General features: G+C 65.2%; 18 protein-coding genes. 3 read left to right on the top strand and 15 right to left on the bottom strand.

All coding sequences use genetic code 11. From position 1 onward, the window contains the following. Window positions 1–149 precede the first annotated feature (149 nt). From HELO_RS07575 to HELO_RS07565, 3 genes are all read left to right on the top strand, one after another. Window positions 150–1,688 (top strand): alkaline phosphatase D family protein, encoded by a 1,539-nt coding sequence (locus HELO_RS07575; protein ID WP_013332140.1) that lies wholly within the window; start codon window positions 150–152, stop codon window positions 1,686–1,688. 204 nt (window positions 1,689–1,892) lie between these two features. Beyond that, window positions 1,893–2,579: a DNA-binding transcriptional regulator CsiR gene (gene csiR, locus HELO_RS07570; RefSeq protein ID WP_013332139.1), complete on the top strand. Its 687-nt coding sequence runs from the start codon at window positions 1,893–1,895 to the stop codon at window positions 2,577–2,579. 80 nt (window positions 2,580–2,659) lie between these two features. Next, window positions 2,660–2,875: a ribbon-helix-helix protein, CopG family gene (locus tag HELO_RS07565; RefSeq protein ID WP_013332138.1), complete on the top strand. Its 216-nt coding sequence runs from the start codon at window positions 2,660–2,662 to the stop codon at window positions 2,873–2,875. A gap of 147 nt (window positions 2,876–3,022) precedes the next feature. Here the strand turns inward: HELO_RS07565 and HELO_RS07560 are convergent, their stop codons facing one another. The 15 genes from HELO_RS07560 to HELO_RS07490 all read right to left on the bottom strand — a co-directional run bounded on the left by HELO_RS07560 (window position 3,023) and on the right by HELO_RS07490 (window position 22,154). Further along, window positions 3,023–3,961 (bottom strand): 5-oxoprolinase subunit C family protein, encoded by a 939-nt coding sequence (locus HELO_RS07560; RefSeq protein WP_013332137.1) that lies wholly within the window; start codon window positions 3,959–3,961, stop codon window positions 3,023–3,025. Then, window positions 3,958–4,674: a 5-oxoprolinase subunit B family protein gene (locus HELO_RS07555; protein ID WP_013332136.1), complete on the bottom strand. Its 717-nt coding sequence runs from the start codon at window positions 4,672–4,674 to the stop codon at window positions 3,958–3,960. Before HELO_RS07555 ends, HELO_RS07560 begins: the two co-directional genes overlap by 4 nt. After that, entirely contained in the window at window positions 4,671–5,456 is a 786-nt protein-coding gene (locus HELO_RS07550) for a 5-oxoprolinase subunit PxpA (RefSeq protein ID WP_013332135.1), read from the bottom strand. The genes HELO_RS07555 and HELO_RS07550 overlap by 4 nt, the downstream gene beginning before the upstream one ends. A gap of 77 nt (window positions 5,457–5,533) precedes the next feature. Next, complete coding sequence (locus tag HELO_RS07545) at window positions 5,534–6,775, bottom strand: hypothetical protein (RefSeq protein ID WP_013332134.1); 1,242 nt, start codon at window positions 6,773–6,775, stop codon at window positions 5,534–5,536. Then, the gene (locus HELO_RS07540; RefSeq protein ID WP_013332133.1) at window positions 6,772–7,398 is read right to left on the bottom strand and encodes a condensin complex protein MksE; all 627 of its coding nucleotides are present in this window, start codon (window positions 7,396–7,398) and stop codon (window positions 6,772–6,774) included. Before HELO_RS07540 ends, HELO_RS07545 begins: the two co-directional genes overlap by 4 nt. Beyond that, window positions 7,395–11,075 (bottom strand): ATP-binding protein, encoded by a 3,681-nt coding sequence (locus tag HELO_RS07535; protein ID WP_013332132.1) that lies wholly within the window; start codon window positions 11,073–11,075, stop codon window positions 7,395–7,397. The genes HELO_RS07540 and HELO_RS07535 overlap by 4 nt, the downstream gene beginning before the upstream one ends. Window positions 11,076–11,219: 144 nt before the next feature. Next, window positions 11,220–12,629, bottom strand: coding sequence for an NAD(P)/FAD-dependent oxidoreductase (locus tag HELO_RS07530; protein ID WP_013332131.1), 1,410 nt, complete (start codon window positions 12,627–12,629; stop codon window positions 11,220–11,222). Between the two features lie 94 nt (window positions 12,630–12,723). Beyond that, window positions 12,724–14,580: a protein kinase domain-containing protein gene (locus HELO_RS07525; protein ID WP_041601992.1), complete on the bottom strand. Its 1,857-nt coding sequence runs from the start codon at window positions 14,578–14,580 to the stop codon at window positions 12,724–12,726. A gap of 22 nt (window positions 14,581–14,602) precedes the next feature. Beyond that, window positions 14,603–14,908: a HigA family addiction module antitoxin gene (locus HELO_RS07520; protein ID WP_013332129.1), complete on the bottom strand. Its 306-nt coding sequence runs from the start codon at window positions 14,906–14,908 to the stop codon at window positions 14,603–14,605. A 95-nt stretch (window positions 14,909–15,003) separates the two neighbouring features. Beyond that, window positions 15,004–16,620 (bottom strand): dihydrolipoyllysine-residue acetyltransferase, encoded by a 1,617-nt coding sequence (locus HELO_RS07515; RefSeq protein WP_013332128.1) that lies wholly within the window; start codon window positions 16,618–16,620, stop codon window positions 15,004–15,006. Between the two features lie 184 nt (window positions 16,621–16,804). Further along, window positions 16,805–17,782: an alpha-ketoacid dehydrogenase subunit beta gene (locus HELO_RS07510; protein WP_013332127.1), complete on the bottom strand. Its 978-nt coding sequence runs from the start codon at window positions 17,780–17,782 to the stop codon at window positions 16,805–16,807. A 1-nt stretch (window position 17,783) separates the two neighbouring features. Then, on the bottom strand, window positions 17,784–19,007 hold the full coding sequence (locus HELO_RS07505; RefSeq protein ID WP_013332126.1) for a thiamine pyrophosphate-dependent dehydrogenase E1 component subunit alpha: 1,224 nt from the start codon (window positions 19,005–19,007) through the stop codon (window positions 17,784–17,786). Between the two features lie 287 nt (window positions 19,008–19,294). Next, a complete protein-coding gene (locus HELO_RS07500; protein WP_013332125.1) occupies window positions 19,295–20,038 on the bottom strand; it encodes an ABC transporter permease in 744 nt (247 codons plus the stop codon). Then, window positions 20,035–20,991: an ABC transporter ATP-binding protein gene (locus HELO_RS07495; RefSeq protein ID WP_013332124.1), complete on the bottom strand. Its 957-nt coding sequence runs from the start codon at window positions 20,989–20,991 to the stop codon at window positions 20,035–20,037. Before HELO_RS07495 ends, HELO_RS07500 begins: the two co-directional genes overlap by 4 nt. Then, window positions 20,988–22,154, bottom strand: a complete 1,167-nt coding sequence (locus HELO_RS07490; RefSeq protein WP_013332123.1) for an ABC transporter permease — start codon at window positions 22,152–22,154, stop codon at window positions 20,988–20,990. Before HELO_RS07490 ends, HELO_RS07495 begins: the two co-directional genes overlap by 4 nt. Window positions 22,155–22,160: the final 6 nt, after the last annotated feature.

The following is a 22,160-nucleotide window of genomic DNA, read 5'->3' as shown; positions in this document are numbered from 1 at the left end:
TTTATTCCAACACAAGAAAGAAGAACTTTGTATTGTCGCCAAATGATGACAATACGCCGATAACCCAAGCTTCATCATATAGCGATATAACTGTCATCACTGTCACCTAGGCTCCCGGATGCCAATAATGTTCCGAGGAGACCGATGACATGCTGACACGACGCCAGGTGTTGGGGCTGGGCATGCAAGGCGGTGTTGCGCTTGGCACCGCGATGGCCGCGCCCGCCATCGTGCTGGCCGAGACGCGTCGACCGATGATCACGTCCGGCGTGATGAGTGGCGATATGCTGACCAATCGCGCCATGATCTGGTCCCGCGCCGACCGCCCATCCCGGATGCTGTTGGAAATCGCCGACAACCCGGAATTCAAGGGGGCGCGCAGCCTGCGCGGCCCCGAAGCCCTGCCGGTGCAGGATCTCACCGCCAAGCTGGACGTCGCGGGGCTCGACGGCATGGATACCCTGCACTATCGCGTCCGCTTCGCCGCCCTGGGCGATCACCGTGCGATCAGCGAGCCCGTCGTGGGACAGCTACGCCTGCCTTCGGAACAAAAGCGCGACGTACGCTTCGTGTGGTCCGGCGATACCGCTGGCCAGGGCTGGGGCATCGACGAGTCTCGTGGCGGCATGACGACCTACGAGACCATGCGTCAGCAACGCCCGGATTTCTTCATTCACTCCGGCGACACCGTATATGCCGATGGCCCCTTGAAGGAAAGCGTCGAGCTGGCGGATGGCAGTATCTGGCGCAATCGGCTCACCCCTGCCAAGAGCAAGGTCGCCGAGACCCTCGACGAATACCGGGGCCAGCACGCTTACAACCTGCTGGATGCCAATGTGCAACGCCTGAATGCCGAAGTACCGATGCTGGCCCAGTGGGACGATCACGAGACGGTGAACAACTGGTATCCCGGTGAAGTGCTGGACGATCCACGCTATACCGAAACCAATGTGTCCCTGCTCTCGGCCCGGGCCCGCCGCGCCTTCCTCGAGTACATGCCGCTGCGTCAGAAGCCCGAGGCGCCACAACGGATTCATCGCCGCTTCCCCTACGGTCCGGGCCTCGAGGTGTTCATGCTCGACATGCGCAGCTTCCGTGGCCCTAACGACGCCAATCGACAGGAAGATGGCGCGGCCCTGCTCGGCCGCCAGCAGGTCGACTGGTTGATCGACAGCCTGAAGCGCTCCACTGCAACCTGGAAGGTCATCGCCTCGGACATGCCAGTGGGGCTGATGGTCGCCGACGGCGACAATGCCGAGGCGGTGGCCAATGGAGATCCGGGCCGGCCGCTGGGCCGCGAGCAGGAAATCGCGCGCTTGCTCGAGGCCATCCGCGACAACGATATTCGCAACGTGGTCTGGCTCACTGCCGACGTGCACTACACCGCCGCCCACCATTACGCACCGGAACGCGCTGCCTTCAAGAATTTCCGGCCCTTCTGGGAATTCGTCAGTGGCCCCCTGCATGCCGGGACCTTCGGCCCCAACGATCTCGACGCCACCTTCGGACCGGAAGTCGTCTTTCAGAAGGCCCCGCCCGACGGCCAGGCCAACCTGCCACCCTCCGCCGGCTACCAGTTCTTCGGCCAGGTGGACCTCGATGGCGAAAGCGAGATGCTCACCGTCACCCTGAAGGACGCTGCCGGCAACGCCTTGCATAAGCAGGAACTGGCGCCGGAAAGCGCCTAGGGACAAGAAGGAAGAACGGCGCATCGCGCCTTTAAGAGGGAAGGAAACCCGCCCTGCTCCACGAAGCTTTGGGATATAGAGGGTTTTTCTTCCCTCTTCCTTCTTCTCTCTTCTAGCCACCAAGCGACGCTCTCCTCCCTCCCACCTTCCCGCCTGAGCTTGTTCGCGTATCATGTCCATCTATCTTCATGAAACGGCAGGACGATGGACAGCACTCCGAAACAGAACCTCGGTATCGGCGCCTATCGCGGCCTCAAGCACGACATCATTCGCGGCGTCTTCCAGCCCGGGGAGAAGCTGCTGATGAGTCGACTCAAGGAACGTTACGAACTGGGTGTCGGCCCCTTGCGCGAGGCATTGTCGCAACTGGTCGCCGAACGTCTGGTGGTGGCCATCAGCCAGCGCGGCTATCGAGTCGCTCCCATGTCGCGGGAGGAGCTCGCCGATCTCTACGACGCACGGGCACAGCTCGAGGGGCTGGTGCTCGAACTCGCCATCCAGCGCGGCGACGATGCCTGGGAAGCCGATATCCTCGCCAAGGCGCACACCCTGGCCAAGGTCATGGAGGTGAACAGCCCCGACGAAATGCTCGATGTCTGGGATACCCGGCACAAGGCCTTCCACACGGCCATCGCCGCTGGCTGCAACTCGCCGCACCTGTTGCAGGTTCGCGAGAGTCTCTTCAATCAGGTCGAGCGCTATCGTCATCTGTGGCTGTGCGAGACGGTCTTCTCCGATGAGGCTCTGGAGCGCAAGCGCCAGGAGCATGCCGCCCTGGTCGAGGTCATCCTGGCACGCGATACCGACACGGCCTGTCGGATGATGCGCGATCACCTGATGACCCCGGTGCCGATCATTCTGGAGGTGATGGAGCGCCGCGGGCTGGCTTAGAGATGTGGGTGCGGATAGCCGTCAACGACTTGTCACAAAGTCGGCGCATACTGGGCATCATCGCGCCAGGAGACTGCACCATGCCGCACTTTCTGCGTTTTTCCCAAGGACTCGAAACCCGCCTGGAACGCCTCGCCGAGCGTACCGGCCTCTCCAAGGCCGAATTGATCGAGCGCCTGGTGAGCGACGGCGTCGATGCGCTCGAGACCGAGCTGATGTTCGAGGACGCTCCTCGCCATCCGCGCGCGGAGCTGTCCATTGATCAGTTGCTACGCGAGAGCGGACTGGGCATATAACGGAAACACTGTATAAATGCCTGCGAGGCTCAATCACGGCGTTACGCGGTGCTCGGAATCCTCACCTATCCCTTGGCTCCGGCTCCTGCGCTCCGTGCGCCTTGTGCTTGATACCACTCGTCAATTTATTCAGCGTTTCTTGAAAGACTACCGAAAGCTGGCAAGAAACCGCCGGTACTCGTCATGGGCACGCGCCTGTGAGGTCGCGACCAGCGACACTTCCTGTCCCGGCAGGCATTGTGCCAACCGTGCGCAGGCGAGCGGCGTCAGGGCGCCCAGGCGGGGGTAACCACCGATGGTCTGTCGGTCGTTGAGCAGCGCAATGGGCTGTCCATCCGGCGGCACCTGTACCGCGCCGAGTCCGATACCTTCGGAGATCATACCGCCAAGCCGGCAGCGCAGTTGCGGCCCGCGCAAGCGAACGCCCATGCGATCGGCTCGATCATCGACCCGCCAGGTCGTATTGAAGGCCTGGTACAGGCTGCGTCCTTCGAATTCAGCGATCTGGGCACCCGGCAACAGCGCCAGTCTCGGCACCGCAGCGTAGTCGGGGCGGGCATCCTCGGGAGCCTGCTGCTCTGGCGGCGGAGTCTCTGCCAAGCGACTGCCGCTCAACACGTCGCCCTCTTCCAGCTTGCGACCCAGGCCATCCAGGCCACCGAAACCTTCGCGCGGCACGCAGGCGGTACTGCCGAGGACCGGCTCAGCAGCGAATCCTCCGGCCACGGCCAGATAAGCGCGCAGCCCGTTCACTGGCTGGGTGAACGCCAGCCGTTGCCCAGGGCGAACTCGCAGGCTCCGCCAGAGCGGCAGAGCATCGCCATCCAGCGTCGCTCCAAGGTCGGCCCCGCACACCGCGACAAGGGTCTCTTCCGTGCTTTCCAGCTCCAGCCCGCCCATCGTCACCTCGAGCGCCGTAGTGCCCCAGGCATTGCCGGCCAGCCTGTTGGCCCAGGCCCAGGCATGGGGATCGGCGGGACCACCCTGGGTGACACCCAGGCGCCGAACGCCGAAACGCCCGGCATCCTGCAGCAGTGCCAGGGGGCCGGCACGACGAACCTCGAACAGACTCTTCACGTCACTCATTGGCTCGCCTCCACGCCCTGGGTGTCACCGCCCAGCCGCTCGAACTCGGCGCGCGAGACGGGCACGAAACGTACTCGATCGCCCACGGCAAGCAAGCTGAAGCCCTCACGGTGGCGATCGAACAAGACCGCCGCGGTACGGCCGATCAGGTTCCAGCCACCCGGCGTCACCAGCGGGTAGGCCGAGGTCTGGCGCTCGGCGATGGCCACGCTGCCTCTGGGCACCCGGCGGCGCGGCGTCTCCAGCCGCGGGCCGGCAATCTGCTCATCGACGCGTCCCATGAAGGCGAACCCCGGCGCAAAACCCAGTGCGAAGACGCGATACTCGATCTGGCTGTGCCGCTTGATGACTTCTTCGACCGTCATGTCGCCTCGTTCGGCCAGACGCTCGAGCTCCGGCCCCACCGAGGGGTCGTACCAGGTCGGTAACTCGCGAGGCTCGGTCTTCTCGCCCTCCTCATCCGGCCTCAGATCGGCCAGCAGAGACATGAGTCGACGCCGGGCCTCATCGGGCGCCATTGCCAGCGGGTCGAACACCACCAGCAGCGTGGTATAGGACGGCACCAGATCCACCAGCGCATCGCCGAAGCTCGCCTCACAGCGCCGCACCAGGGCGGTCAGCCAGGGCATGTTGGCCTCGTCGATGGCATCGAAAAGCCGGACCATCCAGCCATCCAGGCCGGCGGACTCGATCCTCGGCAGTGTGCTCGTCATGGTTGTCCGCCTTCTTTCGCCCCACGCTTCCTTGCCCGCCCCTCGGCCACCAGGGCCTCGCGAATGGCGGCGATGGCGGCAATGGACTCGGCATTGTCGCCATGCACGCAAAGGGTATCGGCTTCGAGCACCAGGTCGCTGCCATCCGCGGCGACAAGCGGTTCGCCACGGGCGATACGCCGGGCCTGGTCGACGATGATGTCACGCTCGTGATGCACCGCGCCTGGTTCGCGTCGCGAGACCAGACGCCCCTGGGCATCGTAGGCACGGTCCGCGAAAGCCTCGCGCCAAAGCGTGACGCCATGCTCGCCGGCCAGTGCCAGCTCGGCACCGTTATCGCGGGTGGCCATCACCATCAAGGGCAGACGGGCATCGAAGGCCGTCACGGCGCGCATCACGGCGGCCAGGATGGCATGGTCGCGCATCATGTCGTTGTAGAGGGCGCCATGGGGCTTCACGTAGCCGAGTCGTTGCCCCTCGGCATGGCACATGCCGGCCAGGGCGCCGATCTGGTAAAGCACGAGGTTCTCGACCTCCGCGGGCGAACAGGCCATGGAACGCCGCCCGAAGCCCATCAGGTCCGGATAGGCGGGATGCGCGCCCACCATCACGCCGTGACGCCCGGCCAGGCGCACCGTCTCGCGCATCACGTCCGGATCGGAGGCATGGAATCCACAGGCCACATTGGCCAGGTCCACATGGGGCATGACCTCGGCATCCATGCCCATGGTCCAGGCGCCGAAACTTTCGCCCATGTCGGCGTTCAGCAGCAGGCTGTGCATCCTCGACTCCCTCATTTCACATTGGTCTCGCTACCATCATCGGTCGTCCCTCCCTGCCTGGACAAGCCGGCAGTGCATCATGCCGTGGCCAGTTGCAGGGTGACGTCGTGGATCAGCCGCAGGTCGTTGAAACGGCTGGCGCGGCTCTCCGTTTGATGCAGCCGAAAGGCCCGTTGTTCGCTGCGCGGCAGGCCCTGGTATTCGGCGATCACCTGGAAGAGCCAGATCTCCTCGCCCCATTCCAGGTCGCTTTCTTCCAGATACGCCAGGGCACTGATGCCCGCCGCGTCGGGGTGATCGATCACTTTTAGATAGAAGCTTTCCACGTCCTGCTTGAGCGCCTGCTGGCGAGCCGCCACCAGGCTCTGCTCCGCTACCTCGGCAGGCCGTGCGGCAGCGACTTCCTGCGGCTTGTGCACCGGCGTCGGCAACTGGTGCACGAGCTCGGTCAGCACCCGGGTGTCCGGCTCGTGATCCAGGGCCGGCGCGGCGGCGGCGCTCAGGGGTGTGGCCCGGTTGACCAGTTCCGGCACCTCGCTGCGTCGCGCATAGTTGCCCGGCACGAAATTGGGATGCTCGCGCAGGAAGGCGGCCATGCCGCTCACCAGCCGGCTGCGCGATTGCTGCTGACGGAAACGCGCCATCAGTTCGGTGAGACGGCTCTGCACTTCGCGCAGGCTGGTGTAGTGCTGGCTGAGCTGACGCTGCAACTGGCTGATCAGCAGCTTGCGCAGTGCGCCATCGCTACCGACCAGTTCGATCAGTTCGTCGAAGTCGATCAGCGCCAGGCCATCCAGCAGGCGGACGATCTGCTTCTGCGCCCGGTCGTTCTCGCGAATCTTGTCGTTCAGGCGGCTGACGAAGCCGAAATCGCTGTTGAGGCGTTGCCAGAGGCTGTCGATGGCATCGGCGAAGCGGCCGTTGAGATCATCCACCACCTGACGCAGACGCAGCAGCAACTGTTCCTGCCGCCAGTGCTCGCCCTGGCTCATCGCTTCGCGATAGCTCTGCACCAGGCTGCGCAGCAGCTCGAGTGTTTCGCCCACGTCGGCGTTGACCTGCCGGCGGGTTTCGTCGGCCAGCATCTCGGCGATCAGCTCGCGCACCTTCGGTGCCAGCTTCACGCCACCCTGCTCGTCAGGGCGCCAGACGATGCGAGCCGCCAGCAGGCGACGCAGTGCGGTGTCGCTCAAGGCCTCCAGCGGTATCTCGTCGCGACTGTAGCCCTGCATCAGGGCCTCGGCGTGCTTGCCGAGCAGCGCCAACCGCTCGACGCCCGTGCCGAGCAAGCGGCTTTCCAGTTGATGCTCGTCACTCACAGCAGGGTCTCCTGGGCCGTCGGCGTCTCGTCGTCGACGGGGAGGTTTTCCTCGTCGCGGATGAAACGCACCAGGTCGACGAGGTAGTCGATCTTGCCGGTGACCAGATAGACCTGCCGGTCGGCGTGGGGCTGGAGCAGGTAGCCGTGTTCCTTGAGCCGCTTGAAGACCTGCTTCATCTGGGCGTCGAGCTGCTCGCTCTGGGAGCCGAAGAAGCTGTCGCCGGCGAGGCGCTCGAGATGTTCGCGCAGGCTCTGGTTGTCCTCGCAGCGAGCGCTCAACTCGGCCGGCTTGAGCACATCGCCGGGCGCCACCACGGCATCGTGGCCCAGCGCTTCCTGCATCAACTGCAGCCATTCCAGCATCGGCATCAGGCTGTGCAGGGTCTCGCCCAGTTGTCGGGACAGTTGCTCGCGGGCCTCGTCGTTGAGCTGCCGCCAGGCCAGGAAGTAGACGCTGCCGACATCATTGGTGGCCAGCCGGCGATTGAGCGGACGCAGGTAGGTATCGATCTGCTCGCGCACTTCCTCATCTTCGAGGCGACGAAAGGCCCGGTCGTCGCTGACCGCGCAGATGAACTCGCCGGCCAGCAGGCGTTCCAGCAGTGGTCCATGCTCGATCATGCCGGGGCCTCCTCGGTCGTGCGTTCTTGCAGGCGCTCGGCCAGGCGGCTCAGGCGTGGCTCGATGCGCTTCAGCCGACGCCGATTGGGTTGCTCGGCGTCGCGGTCGATCAGATAACGGTTATGGAACAGCAGCAAGACGTCGGATTCCGGGTTGGGGAAAGCGCCCACGATATGAATGCGATTGCTGTCGCAGGCCTCGAACAGGGTCTCGACGTTGTGGTAGGCCAGCGTGCCGATCTCGTCGATGGGCCAGTGGATGGCGATCTCGGATGGCCCGCGCAGCAAGCGCGTGAAGGCGAGCAGGAACTTGCACAGGATCAGATACGCCATGCCATGGCTCGATGACTCGAGCAACTGACGGTCGTTCTTGATCACCAGGTCGGTGCCGCCCTCGTTCAGGTGCAGCTCGAGACGCAGCAGGCTCTCGAAACTGTACTGCTGGTCGTGGCGCAGCAGGTCCACCACATCGGCCAGGGCGTCCAGGTAATCGTCGCTGGGCAGCTCCCGTGACGAGTCTTCCCACTCGCGATAGCGCTGGGCGAACAGCTTGAGAGGCTCCCAGAAGCCCAGTTCGTCGATGGTCGACTGGATGCGTACCTCGGCCTTGCCGATGCCGTCGAGGCGCAGATCGTCGGCGACTTCCTCGGAGAGTCGACGACTCTGGGCACTGATGCGACGATTGAGGTCGCGAAAGACGGTGAAGAACTTGTCGAGATCCGCCCCCAGGTTGCGCCCCTGCTGGATCAATTGCTGCTGTTGATCCTCGAGCAACTGGAGCATGCCGCGCAGCAGCGGCAACTGGTGGCGCGGGTTGACGCCCAACTGCGCATCGGCGAGCTTGGCCCGCTCGGCGTCCAGGGTCTCGACGAAGCCCTGGCTGGCGCCCTTGATCAAGTCCCCTTCGACCTGCTCGCACCCCTTGCGCAGCGTCTCCAGTTCACGAGCGCGGCTGCCCAGCGCCTGACGGGTTCGCTCGATGCGTTCGTGCACATCACCGGGCGCCTCGTCGAGCGGCTGGTTGGCGACGGTCAGGCCCAGCCCCTCGACCTGGCTCAGCAATGGCTTGAGGGCATCGATGACTTCGCGTTCGCCGTCGCGCCGGGCCTTCAGTGTCTTGACGGTTTCCTGGTGCGCGGCCTTGGTCGCCTGGAAGTCGCTGCGGCACTGTTCACGCTCGTGCTGGGCGGCCTGCTTGTCGCGGGTCAGCGTCGCCTCCCGGTCGACCAGTTGCGGCTTGCGCTCGCCCCATTCGACGCGCATGAAGCGGGTATAGGCATCGAGCTCTTCGCGTCGACTCTCCGTGGCCCGAATGCGCTCTTCCAGACTGGCAAGGCGTGAGCGGGTGTCCCTGAGCGTCTCCGGGTCGACGCCCTCTTCCTGCAACTCCTGGTCGAAGGCGGTTTCCAGCTCCTTGCGCTGGCGCCGGTGTTCGGCCTTGAGATCCTCGAGCTGTTGCTTGTGCTGGTCGATTCGCGCGTCGAAGCTTGCCAGTTGGCTCTGCCCGTCGGCCTTCAGCTCCAGCAGTTGCGCCTGGTGAGTGTCATCGAGTGTGCTCAACGCCTCGCGCTTCTCGTCGCGCAGGGCCTTGTCGGCGGCCCGCTGGCTCTCCAGCGCCTCTTCGGCGGCACGCCGGCGCTCCTTCTGCTGCCGCGCATGACGCTCCTGGAGCTGGTGTCGAGCATCCAGGGCATACTCGACCTCATCGTCGGCGCGCTTCAGGGCGATGCGCGCCTGCCCGAGCGTTTCCTCGACGCCCTGCACCCGCTCATGGCATGCCTTCAACTGCTTCTCGGCGGCCTGCAGGTCGGCTTCGGCACGGGCATGCTCGACCTCGGCAGCCTCGATGGCGGCCAGCAGGCTTGCCTCGTCGCGGGCGTGATCGGGCAGCTCGATGGCAGCGAGATCGAGCGCCACACCGAACAGGTCGTCATGGTCGGCATCCGCCAACTGCGGGGAAAGATCGCGGCGCTCGAGCAACTCGGGCGCGATGACCTTGCCCAGTTGGTGTTCCCAGCCGGGGCGGTGATAGCGCATGAAGTGACGCAGACTGCCCTCGGCGGGATCGCGCTGTCGCTGGAGTTCATGACAACGCTGCTCGGTCCGGGTGAGCTGCTGTCGGGCCTGCTCGCGCTCCTGCTCGGCGGTGTCGCGCTCGCGGCGCAGGGTCTCGTGTTCGCGGCGCAGGCCTTCGAGCCGCCCGGCGGCGGCGTTGCGATCGCTCTGCGCCTGATCGACCCGCGCCTGGGCCAGTTCAGCCTCGCGGGCTTCCTCGGGCGACTGGCCGGTCGAGTCGAGCTGCGCCTTGAGATCGGCCAGGCGTTCGATACCCTGTTCGAGCCGTTGCTGATACGAGGCGTCCAGCTCGGCGCGCCGGGCGTGATACTGCGCTTCCAGGTCGCGCTCGGCGGCCCACTGCCGTTCCTGGCAGGCCGCTTTCTCGTCGCCCAGCTCATCGATGAGTGCCTGGATCTCATCGCTCCGGCGCGACAGATTGTCGGCGAGTTCGCGCAGCCGCCCATCCAGCCGGGACTGGTTCTCCTGGGCGGCGTCCTGCATCAAGGCCAGGTGCTGCTGCAACTCCTGCACCTGCCCGCGCCATTGGGGCAGCTCGGCCAGGTCGCGCTCCAGGGCGGGCATGTCCGCCTCGGCGTACTGCTCGTATTGCTGCTGGAGGTCATTCAAGCTGCGCTGGGTACGATCCAGCTCGCTGGCAAGTTCGCTGATGCGGTCGTTGAGAGTGTCGCGGGCCTGCTCGTAGTCGCGCTCGCGGGCCTGGAAGGCCTCCTGCTGAACATTGAGCTCGGCCTCGGTGTCGGCCAGGACCCGTTCGGCACGATGGCGGTCGGCGTCCAGTTGGGGCCCAAGCTGCCACAGCGTCGACTCCAGGTCGGCGATATCGCGATCCACTTCTTCCAGCCGAGTCAGTGACTGCTGGAGCGGCTCGAGCCGCATCGACTGGCGCATCTGCGCGATCCATTCGCGAGCCTTGGTATTGCGGATTCGGGTCACCGGCAGTTCGACGCCGTCCTCCTCGAAGATCGCCGCCAGCATGGTCTTGAGGGTATCCATCTTGCCCTCCTTGGCATGCACCGCCGAGATCAGCTTTTCCATGTGGCGGATGCGCCGTTCGGGCTTGACCAGGCTGAACTGGGCGGCGATCTGGCGAAGCTTCAGGGCTTCGCGGCGGTTGCCCTGCTGCTGGGTGAAGTCGTTCTGGATCACCGCACGATATTCGGAGGTCGCCCCGAGCTTGGACGAGACGCTGATGCCGGCGCGTCGCAAGCCACTCACCCAGTCGGCATAGTCCAGTGCCACCGCGCCATCGTCGCTTTCCACCAGATAATCTTCGGGCCGATACGGCGCGCCGACGAAGCGATACTCCAGGCCGCCATCCTTCTTGCGCGTGAGCACGGCCTGGCAGACGTTGCCGGCCTCACGGCGATATTCGTAGATCAGATAGCTGTTGCGATGCGGCAGATAGAAGGCATCGAACTTCATCCGCGTCTTCGGCACGACCTTGTTGGGCAACTCGCCGTAGAAGACCGGCACCAGGCGCTGCAGGGTGGTCTTGCCCGAAGCATTGGTGCCGCAGATATTGGTGTGGCCATCGACATCCAGTTCGACCACGCCTTCCAGATGACCGTGGATCATCACGATACGTAACAGGTGGGCCATGCCGCGTCCTTGATCCTTGCTGATAACCGAGCGTCCCGGAGCACTTCTTCATCAATGCCGGGAACCTATTTTGGCCCAATATCTTGCCAGACTACGCGCGCAACCACATGTCCGAGAGTCGATGGATCCACGACCCGCCCCCCCTCACTCGATGACCGAGGCGAAGTAATCGTTCATCCGCTGCAGTGCCGGCTTGATCAGCGGCAGCGGCTTGCCACGGCGCATCAGGGCTTCTTCCCCGGCATAGCTGAACGTGATCGCTTGCGCGGCGAGCCAGCGCAACGGCTCGATCTCCCAGCGCTTGATCAGTTGCCGGTGGGAAGCGTCGGCAAAGGCCCACGGCATGCGCGCCAGCTCGGTATCGCGCTCCAGGATCATGTCCGCCAGGGTGCGGCCGAACAGATGCGAGGCAGCCACACCTTCGCCGGCATAGCCCCCGGCGGTGGCCAGGCCGTGACGACGGTCGAGAATCGCATGCGGGCGGAAATTGCGCGACAGCCCCAGCGAACCGCCCCAGCCATGCGTGATCCGCACACCTTCCAGCGCCGGCAGGAGATCCACCAGCAGGTCACGCCGCATCCGCATGGCGGCCTCGCCGATCGCCTGGTCGGCCTTGGACCTGGCGCCCAGGCGATAACTGCCACGCGCGCCGAACACGATGCGCCCGTCGGCCGTGCGATGGCCGTAATTGATCAGCCGGCTGGCATCAGAGAAGGCAGGACGCTCGGCCATGCCGATCTCCTGCCACACCGATTCCGAAAGCGGCTCAGTGGCGACCACCAGGCTCTGTACCGGCAGCACATGGCGTTTGAAGTCGTGGAAACCGTCGGCGTAGCCTTCGGTGGCACAGACGATCGTCGGCGCCTCGACGCTGCCCTCGCCAGTGCTCACCTTGCGGCGTTCCAGTATCTCGGCGCGACTATGCTCGTGGATCGTCACGCCCAGGCGCTCAGCGCACTCGGCCAGGCCGGTGACCAGCCGCGCCGGGTTCACGGTGGCGACCTGACGATGATAGATGCCGCCATAACCGTCGCGGAAGCGCGCCTTCTCCGCCAGTTGCCCGGCATCCAGCCAGCAGCAATCCGTCTCGCGGTGGCCGAGATCGTGCAAATGCTGCAGATAACCGCGCTGGATGGCGACCTGATCGCGATAGCGGGCCGCCGCGTAGATCGCGCCGCCCTTGTGGAAGTCGGCGTCGATACCCTCGCGTGCCAAGACTCCGCCGAGCTCGTCGACATTGTCGGCGACCACGCCACAACAGAGGCGCCGCTCGTCCAGCGACAAGCCACCGATATGCCGTTCCAGCCCGGCCAGATTGCCCACCACCCAGCCGCCATTGCGACCGGAGGCGCCATGGCCGACACGCTCGGCTTCCAGCACGACGATGTTCAGGGCGGGAGACAGTCGCTTCAGGTAATAGGCGGTCCAGAGCCCGGTGAAGCCGGCACCGACGATGGCGACATCGGCCTGCAGATGCGCGGTCAGGCGCGGACGCGCTGGCGGCCGCTCGCCCAGTGTGGAAGTCCAGAAGTTGCAGAGCGCGTCGTTGTGCATGGCGTACCCGTCATTCCGTCAAGGCCGGCAAACGGCAAGATAATCACGAATACGCTCCGCTGGAAACTGATTGAAGAACGCCGCCCTGGCGAGTTCACGAGTGTCTTGTAGCGCCGGCGGCCTGCATCTCTGCCAGGGCGGCACGCGGATCGCGGGGATAGAAGCGCTCGGGCTGGCGCGCCACATGGGGAAAGAAGCGCGTGTCCTTGTAGGGCATCTTCATGAAGCCCGAAACTCCGAGTCCTTCGATCAGCCCGACCGCATCGAGGATGTCGTCGAGCCGCCGCCGGAATTCCGCCTCCCGGGACGGATCGAGCAGGCGATAGTGGCTATGGATCTTGAGGTGCTCGGGCAGCGCCTCGAAGATGATCATCCCGGTGTGGTGGATCTCGTTCAGTGCCTCGAGCGAGGTGATGATCGCCTCCGGCAGCACCAGGAATTCGTCCGGGTCCGGCCCGTCTTCGAAGTAGCTGTGCAGCCGGGAACGATCCTCCAGCTCGGGCACGGCGCTGACCTCGTACTCGAGCCGCATGTTCGGCGTGATCACGAAGGGTCGGTCCGGCCCCTCGCGCTCCAGGTGCAGGGTGTCGCGGGCATTGAACAGGCAGCTCTTGAAGATGCCTTGGCGGTGAATGGCCCGGGCCAGGCTGACCATGTTGTTGACGGCGGCGACGAAGGCCGGCTTGAGCGATGGGTCGTGCAGGTTGAGCGAAGTGTCGATGTAGACGCCTTCGGCTTCCCAGCGGACCGCCAACCCGCCCACCACCGGATAGTTGCCCAGCCGGCTCACCGCCGCCAGAAAGGCCTTCTCGGTCTCGCCCATGCCCTGCATGAAGTTCTTGTAATAGCGGTCGAGCTGGACGTCGTTGACCGCACTGAGCGTCTCACGGCCGCCCTCCTCGCGCAGGAAGGACTTGCGCGAGCTGTAGACCACGGTGTCGATCTCACGCCCGGAAGCGCGACTCCACACCGGCACCAGAGGCGTCTCGGCAGGCTCCGGCAGATCGATCATGACGAGTCGTGCCAGGCGCGGCATCTCGCGGGTGAAGTGGTCTCCCGCGCGGCGTCGCACCTCGGGGTCCGGATCCAGCATGCCGTCGAGCATGCGGGCGAATTCCCGCGGCAGGCCGAGCGAAGTGGCGGGGATGGCACGGTGACCGAACCGGCAGGACTGCGCCGAGGCCAGCGCGTAGAGCGTGCCGGCCGCCCCCTGCTCGTCGAAGCGCGGCGACGACAGGGCGCCGTTCAACTGCTCGTCGCCGATGAAATAGACATCGCCCAGCCGGGCGTTGGTCTGTTGCAGGTTATCCGACATCAGCTCCATGACGTTGGCGGCGACGAACTGCTGATTGGCGTCGAGCTGGGCGAACACCGAGGAGCCCCAGTCGATCAGCGCGATCGTTTCGGCCTGCTCGTCGAAGACCAGGTTGGACGGCTTGATGTCGCCGTGCACCACCGGGCGCCCCGCCGGCCCGGACTCGCGGCGCAGCGCCCGCAGGATGCCGGCGAGCTGATCGGCGATGCGCACGATCAGCCGGGGCGACAGGCGCCCTTCGCGCAGCGAGAACTCTTCCAGGTTGATGCCCGGTGCGCGCTGCATCACCAGGATCGACTGGTTGCGCACCCGCTGGAAGACGATCAGCTTGGGAATGCGCGGATGAGCAACCTGCTCCAGCATGAAGGCCTCTTCCTCGAGGCGATCCTGGATACGCTGGGGCAGGTTGACCCGGGTGAACTTGAAGACGTACTCCTCGCCGAGCGCGGTGACGCCGGCGAACACGAAGCCATAGGCACCCTTGCCGATCAGCTCGATATCCCGGTAGCCGAGCTGCTCGAGCTGCGCCTGGCACAGCGCCACCCATTCGCGCAGCTTGCGCGCGTCGTGGTGGCTGAGCAGATAGACCGACTGGTCCTCCGGAATATAGAACTGCTGCAGGGGCGCCTGGGTCATCGGCGTTTCAAGGCAGGCCCTTTCAGGCCACCTCCAATGGCTTTGCCTTTTCGATGCGTTCGCGCCGCTTCGCATCATGGGTCGCTTCCCAGAGGTCCGACTTCTGCTGCAGGTTCAACCAGAATTGTGCAGAGTTGCCGAAGACACGACCCAGCATCAACGCAGTATCGGCGGTCACGGCCCGCTTGTTACGACATAGCTCATTCACCAGACGAGGCGACACTCCCATCCGTTCAGCCAGCTTGGTCTGACTCAAACCCAGTGGCTCGAGAAACTCCTGAGTCAGCACCTCCCCGACCGTTGTCGGCTTGCGGTTGGTCAGGATCATGACGTTCACCTGTAAGTATGGGGATCTAGATAGAGGTCGTGGGCCTTAACGACCGCTCCATGGACAAAGCTTCCCAAGTCATAGCAGCATCCCGGCTAGCGCAGCTCGAGCAACATCGTTTCCGGCTCCTCCAGAAAGCCCTTCCAGACATTGCAGAACCGCGCGATGGTGCCACCATCGATCAGCCGGTGATCGCCGGCCCAGGTGGCGGTCATGATGGCCCGCGACACCACCTCGCCCTGGTCGTCGAAGCGTGGCAGCCACTGAGTCTTGCCGATGGCGACGATGGCCACCTCAGGGGCATTGATGATCGGTGCGGCATAGGTACCGCCCAGGGCACCGATGTTGGAGATGCTGATGGTGCCATCGCGCAGGTCCGCCTGGGACACGCGGCCGTCTCTGGCATCGGCGGTCAGTCGCTGGACCTCGCCGGCGATCTCCAGCAACGAAAGCCGCCCGACGTTCTTGACGTTGGGCACCATCAGGCCCGCCTTGCCATCCACCGCCATGCCGACATTGCAATGTGGCAGGTAGTGAATCTCCTCGGCCTCGGCGTCGAGCCGACTGTTGAGAATCGGGAAGGCCTCGACCGCCAGCGCCAGGGCCTTCATGAAGAAGGGCATCAGCGTCAGGCGCATCTCGCTGGCCTCGGCACGCGGCTTGAGTCGCTCGCGCAGGGCCAGCAGCTCGGTGACGTCGATCTCCTCGCCATACTGGAAGTGCGGGATGGTCGAGGCGGATTCGACCATGCGCTTGGCCATCGCGGCACGCACGCCGCGCAACGGCTCGACCCGCGCCTCGGCCGCCTGGGGTTCAGCGGTTTCCAGCGGTGCACTGGCAGAAGTGGCCGCCGCCTCGTCGCCGGCAGCGCCTCCCGCCTCCAGGTAGGCCAGCACATCGCCCTTGAGCACTCGGCCATCCTTGCCGGAACCGGGCACCTGCTCCAGGCGCAGGTCGTTCTCGCGCAGCAGGCGCCGCACGGCAGGACTGGCCGGTATCCGACCATAGGCGCCCTGCCCCTGACCGCGACCGCCGTCGCCTCGACGCTCGCTCGGGGACGGCGCTTCGGCGCGAGGCGACTCGGCGGAAGACGATGCCTGGGTTGCCGCCGTCTTGCGTTCGGGTGCCGTTGAAGCCTCCGAGGCGTCGGCATCTGGAATATAGGCAAACAACGGCGCGTGCACCCGAGCCGTCTCGCCCTTGGCCACATGCAGGCGACTCACCCGCCCCGATTCCGGCGCGGTGATCTCGACCATGGCCTTGTCGGTCATCACGTCGACCACCGGCTGGTCCTCAGCGATGGTATCGCCTTCCTTGATACGCCACTCGACGACTTCACATTCGACGATGCCCTCGCCGATGTCCGGCAGGATGAACTCCCGGGCCTGGCCTTCGGATGGCGGCTCGCTGGCGGGTTCCTCACGGCTCGCAGGGGCTTCGGCCACGCCAGGATCGCTTGCCTCGCTGACGGCCTCGCCCTCGGGCTGATAGGCGAACAGGGGCTCATGCACCCGGGCGGTCTCGCCCTTGGCCACATGCAGCCGGGTCACGCGTCCCGATGCCGGCGCGGTGATCTCGACCAGCGCCTTGTCGGTCATCACCTCGACCACCGGCTGGTCCTCGGCAATCTCATCGCCCTCCTGGACACGCCACTCGACGACTTCACACTCCACGATACCTTCGCCGATATCGGGCAGCTTGAACTCGGACATATCGTTTCTCCTAACCCTGTTAGGGAAACACTGCATCAATCCCTTCGCCTGCAAACCGCTTCGTTACGCGGTGCTTGAAAGCTCGCCCAACCTCTCGTTATGTCTCGCTTTCTGTGCTCCGGGCGCCTTGCGCTTCACTAGGCTCGGTGATTGATTCAGCGTTTCCTCAGCGCTCTATATCGGCTTAATAATTCACGCTGGCGCGTATGGCCTCGTGGATCTTGAGGTGATCGGGCAGATATTCCTTCTCCAGCGTCAGCGGGAAGGGAGTATCCAGGCCGGTCACGCGCATCACGGGCGATTCCAGGTACAGGAAGCAACGCTCCTGGATGGCCGCGGCGATCTCGCCGGCAAAGCCACCGGTGCGCGGCGCCTCATGGGTCACCACCAGGCGACCGGTCTTGAGCACCGAGTCGGCCACGGTGTCCTCGTCCCAGGGCAGGATGGTACGCAGGTCGATCACCTCGCAGGAAATGCCGTCCTTCTCGGCAAGCTCCACGGCGCGCTCGATGACTTCCATCTGGGCGCCCCAGCCCACCAGGGTGACATCGCTGCCCTCCTTGGTGACCTCGGCCTCGCCGAGCGGCAGCTGATAGTCCTCCTCGGGCACCTCGCCGGTCGAAGCGCGGTAGAGTCGCTTGGGTTCGAAGAACAGCACGGGGTCCGGATCGCGGATCGACGCCAGCAGCAGCCCCTTGGCCTCGTAGGGATTGCGCGGAATGACGATCTTCAGCCCCGGCGTATGCGCGAAATAGGCTTCCGGCGACTGGGAGTGATAATGACCGCCCGAGATGCCGCCACCATAGGGCGCACGCAGGGTCAGGCCACCGACGTTGAACAGATCGCCCGAGCGATAGCGGAACTTGGCGGTCTCGTTGACGATCTGGTCGAAGGCCGGAAAGATGTAGTCGGCGAACTGGATCTCCGCCACCGGCACCGAGCCCTGGGAGGCCAGGCCATTGGCGAAGCCGACGATGCCCTGCTCGACGATCGGGGTATTGAAGCAGCGGGCGTGTCCGTATTTCTCCTGGAGATGGCTGGTGGCACGAAAGACGCCGCCGAAGCTGCCTACGTCCTCACCGAAGCACAGCACGCGCTCGTCCTCGGCCATGGCGATGTCCAGGGCGTTGTTGATGGCCTGCAGCATGTTCATGTTCGGCATTTCAGACCCCTCCCTGGTCGGTCGATGCATCGGCGCCGTCCTTCACGGCCGGGTCGAGCGAACTCGCCCCCTTGGGGTAGGCATCGGGATAACGACGGATGTGCGCCTCCAGGGCATCGAGCTGGCGTTGTAATGCCGGGGTAACATCGGCGTAGACATCGGTCACCAGGGTGCCCAGGGCGGGCGGCGGGCGCTTCTCGGCACGCTTCATGGTCTCCAGCACCTCGCGGCGCAGTTCTTCCTGGAGCGCCTGTTCCTCGTCGTCGGTCCACCAGTCGCGCTCGGCCAGCCAGCGCTTCATGCGCAGGATCGGATCCTTCTCGCGCCAGGCCTCTTCCTCCTTCTTGGAGCGATAGCCGGACGGATCGTCGGACGACGAATGCGCCGCCAGACGATAGGTCATGGCCTCGATCAGCACCGGCTTGTTGTGTTCCACCGCGATGCGACGCGCCTCCTCGGTGGCCCGGTAGACCGCCAGGATGTCGTTGCCATCGATGCGGATCACGTGCATGCGATAGCCCAGTGCCCGAGGCGCCACGCCGTCGGCGGCGAACTGCTCGACGGTCGGCGTGGAGATCGCGTAGCCGTTGTTGCGGCAGAAGAAGATCACCGGTGCCTCGTGCACCGCCGCCATGTTCAGGGCCGCGTGGAAATCGCCCTCGGAGGCGGCACCCTCGCCGAAGAACACCAGGGTGCACAGGCCCTCCCCGGCCAGCTTCTGGCCATAGGCATAACCGGTGGCCTGGGGAATCTGGGTACCAAGCGGCGACGAGATGGTCATGTAATGCAGCTTTCGGGACCCGTAGTGGACCGGCATCTGTCGGCCCTTGCCATAATCGAGCTCATTGCCGAACAACTGGTTCATGAACTCGTCGAAGCTGAAGCCCCGATAGACCAGCGCCCCCTGCTCGCGATACTGGGCCATGATCATGTCGGCGTCGTCGAGCGCCGCCGTGGCGCCAACCACAGCCGCTTCCTCGCCGGTACACTGCATGTAGAAGCTGAGTCGCCCCTGGCGCTGTGCCGCCATCATGCGCTCGTCCATCACTCGGGTGGCGAGCATTGCCTGGTAGATGCGGCGCGCCTTGTCCCGCTCGAGCTCCGGTGCCTCGGCACCCTCGACGAGCCGACCGTCCTGGGACAGGACACGATAGGTGGGAATGCTGTACTCGTCCCCGGCCAGGAAGGCCAGTTCGGACGTCTCTCGCGTTGTTGTCATCGTCATGATCCTTACCCCTTTTGGGGGCAGTGTTGTCTCTCCGGAAGCACTGATTCATTGCTAAGCGCGGTATACCGGCCACCGGCGGTGCTCATCTACTGCCATGTAAACGCCGGATGCTGCGTTCCGGCGACGACCGGCCTCCCATCGCTTGCGACATCAATCAGTGCTTCCCTACTTCTGCAGCACCAGGGGATTGCCCCGGCGCCGATCAACGCAACGAATTGACGTTAACGTAAACTGCGATTCAAGGATAGTCCTTCATACCGACAGCATAGCGCATGCGTGTCCGTTCAGGATGACGAGGCCGGCTGAAAGCGAGCAAACAAGCTGTCGACGCACAGTGCCAGCAGGCCGATCAGCAGCGCGCCCTGCAGGACATAGGCGGTATTGCCATTGACGATGCCGGAGATGATCGGGTCACCCAGGTTGCTCGCGCCCACCGTGGCACCGATGGCGGCCGTGGCGATGTTGATGGTCACCGAGGTACGAATACCGGCCAGGATCACCGGCGCCGCCAGCGGCAGCTCCACCTGACGAAGCCGCTGCCCGCCGGTCATGCCCATGCCGCGGGCCGCCTCGGTCACACCGGGATCGATGCCCTCGAGCCCTGCCAGGGTATTGCGCACGATGGGCAACAGCCCGTAGAGCAACAGCGCCACGATGATCGGTAGCGTACCGAAGCCCAGCACCGGCACGGCGAGCGCCAGCACGGCAACTGGCGGGAAGGTCTGGCCGATGGAGGCCAACTGGCCGACCAGCGGCAGGAAGTCGCGCCCGCCGGGACGCGTCACGGCGACCGCCGCCCCCACCCCCAGCAGGATCGCCAGCAAGGCGGCCACCCCCACCACCAGCAGATGGCGCCCCAGCAGGACGAGAAAGTCGGCCCGCTCATAGATCACCGCCTGGCTGTCGGGCTCGACGAGGCGGAATAACCCCTCGAGCCTTTCCATGCCCAAACAGGCCAGCAGCAACAGCGCCAACCACACCAGTGGGGCAAGCCAGCCGTAGCGACGCGAAGACAGCGAACGACTCATGAATCCGAACTCTCATGGCCACGGGCCCCGACCAGCCGACGCAGGGAAAGCTCGCCGATGGGGATATCATCGTCGTCGACCACGGCAAGGCGCTCGACATGACGCCACAGCATGATCGACAGCGCCTCGCGCAGGGTGGCGTGCTGCGCGACACGCTCCTTGGCCACCAGGCGCGGGCCGAGCGGTGCCATCCGCTCGCTGACGGGCAACAGCGCGGCTTCCTTGAGGCCACGATCCTCGCCGCCGAGCAAGGATTCGACGAATTCGTCGGCAGGCTCACGCAGCAGCTCGATGGGATGGCCCTGCTGGACGATACGCCCCTGGCGCATGACCACCAGTCGATCCGCCAGCCGCAGCGCCTCGTCCATGTCATGGGTGACGAAGACGAGCGTCTTGTGCAACCGCGCCTGCAGGCGGGCCAGCTCGTCCTGCAGTGACTCGCGGGTGATCGGATCCAGAGCGCCGAAAGGCTCGTCCATCAGCAGGATCTCGGGATCGGCGGCCAGCGCCCGCGCCACACCGACGCGCTGGGCCTGCCCGCCGGAGAGCTGGCTCGGATACTTGCCGGCGAATTCCTCCATGGAAAGATCGAGCAGTGCCATCAGTTCCTCGACGCGCTCGCGGATCCGGCTGGCCGGCCACTTCAACAGCCGCGGCACCAGGCCGATATTGCGTTCGACGGTCCAGTGCGGAAACAGTCCGGTGCTCTGGATGACATAGCCGATGCGGCGGCGCAGCACTTCCTCCCGGAACTCCCGTACCGGCTGTCCATCCAGGTGGATTTCGCCGTCGCTGTGCTCGATGAGCCGATTGATCATGCGCAGGGTCGTGGACTTGCCACAGCCGGAGGTACCCACCAGCACGCATAACTCGCCCTTGCCCACGCTCAACGAGACGTCATCCACCGCCACGGCGTCGCCGAAGCGCTTGGTCACATGGATCAACTCGATCATGTCGCCCCTCCCGAGCGCAGCAGGTCGGTCAAGGCACCCAGCAGCGCATCCGCCACCAGCGCCATGACGAGAATCGGCAAGGCACCGAGCAGCACCATATCCATGGCGGCCTGCCCGAGCCCCTGGAAGATGAAGGTGCCGAGACCACCGGCACCGATCAGGGCCGCCACCGCCGTCAGGCCGATGGCCTGCACGGTGGTGATGCGAATGCCCTCCAGGATGACCGGCAGCGCCAGCGGCAGGCGAACCTGGCGGAACACCTGGCCACGGCTCATGCCCATGCCCCGCGCGGCGTCGATGACATCGGGGTCGACCTCATCCAGCGCCACATAGGTATTGCGCACCATGGGCAACAGGCTGTAGCCGACCAGCGCCAGCAGCGCCGGCGCCCAGCCGATGCCGCTGACCCCGAGTGCGGCAAGCCACTCGAAGCGGCCGGACAGCCAGGCCAGTGGCGCCAGCAGCAGGCCGAACAGGGCCAGACTGGGAATCGTCTGCAGGAAATTGAGGACCGCAAAACCCATCCGCTGCGCCCGTGGCCAGTGCCGCATCGCCATGGCCAGACCGATGCCCAGCAGCAGGCTGAGGGAGACGGCCACGCCGACCAGCAGCAGGTGCTCCCCGATGGCCGACACAAAGGCCCCGCTGCGACCTTGATACTCCTGGCGCAGTGCCAGGGGCTCGAGCCCTAGCGCGAGGCAGGCAGTGAGGCTCGCCAGGGGAACGAGCAGCAATGCCCAGCCCAGCACGCGGGACAGTGCCAACCGGGTGCGCAGCTCGATGAGTGCCAGCAGCAACAGGAACAGCGCCACCCAGACGCCCCCGCCGATCCCCATGCGCGCCTGCGGCATGTCCGGATCGACCCTGAGTGCCGCCGCGACGACCAGCCACACCGGCAGTGCCGAGAGCATCAGCACCACCAGCCCCGTCGCCCAACGCAGGCGGCCCGGAGTCGGACGCCAGGCCAGCCCCAGGACGACGAACATGGGGGCGACACTCGCCACCACGCCACCCCACCCGGCGACGCCCAGTACATCGATCCCGCGGCCGGGCACGATGCGATTGGGCGACACGCTCACCGAATCGAGCCCCAACCAGGCGATCAGGGTCGCGAGCAGCAGACTGACGAGAACGCTATTCGGGCGTATGGCTTCCCTGCGCACATCTAG

It is taken from the genome of Halomonas elongata DSM 2581, assembly GCF_000196875.2.
In the GTDB taxonomy this organism is placed as follows: domain Bacteria; phylum Pseudomonadota; class Gammaproteobacteria; order Pseudomonadales; family Halomonadaceae; genus Halomonas; species Halomonas elongata.
The sequence above is the reverse complement of the archived record's forward strand: the minus strand, read 5'-3'. Positions and strand labels throughout refer to the sequence as shown.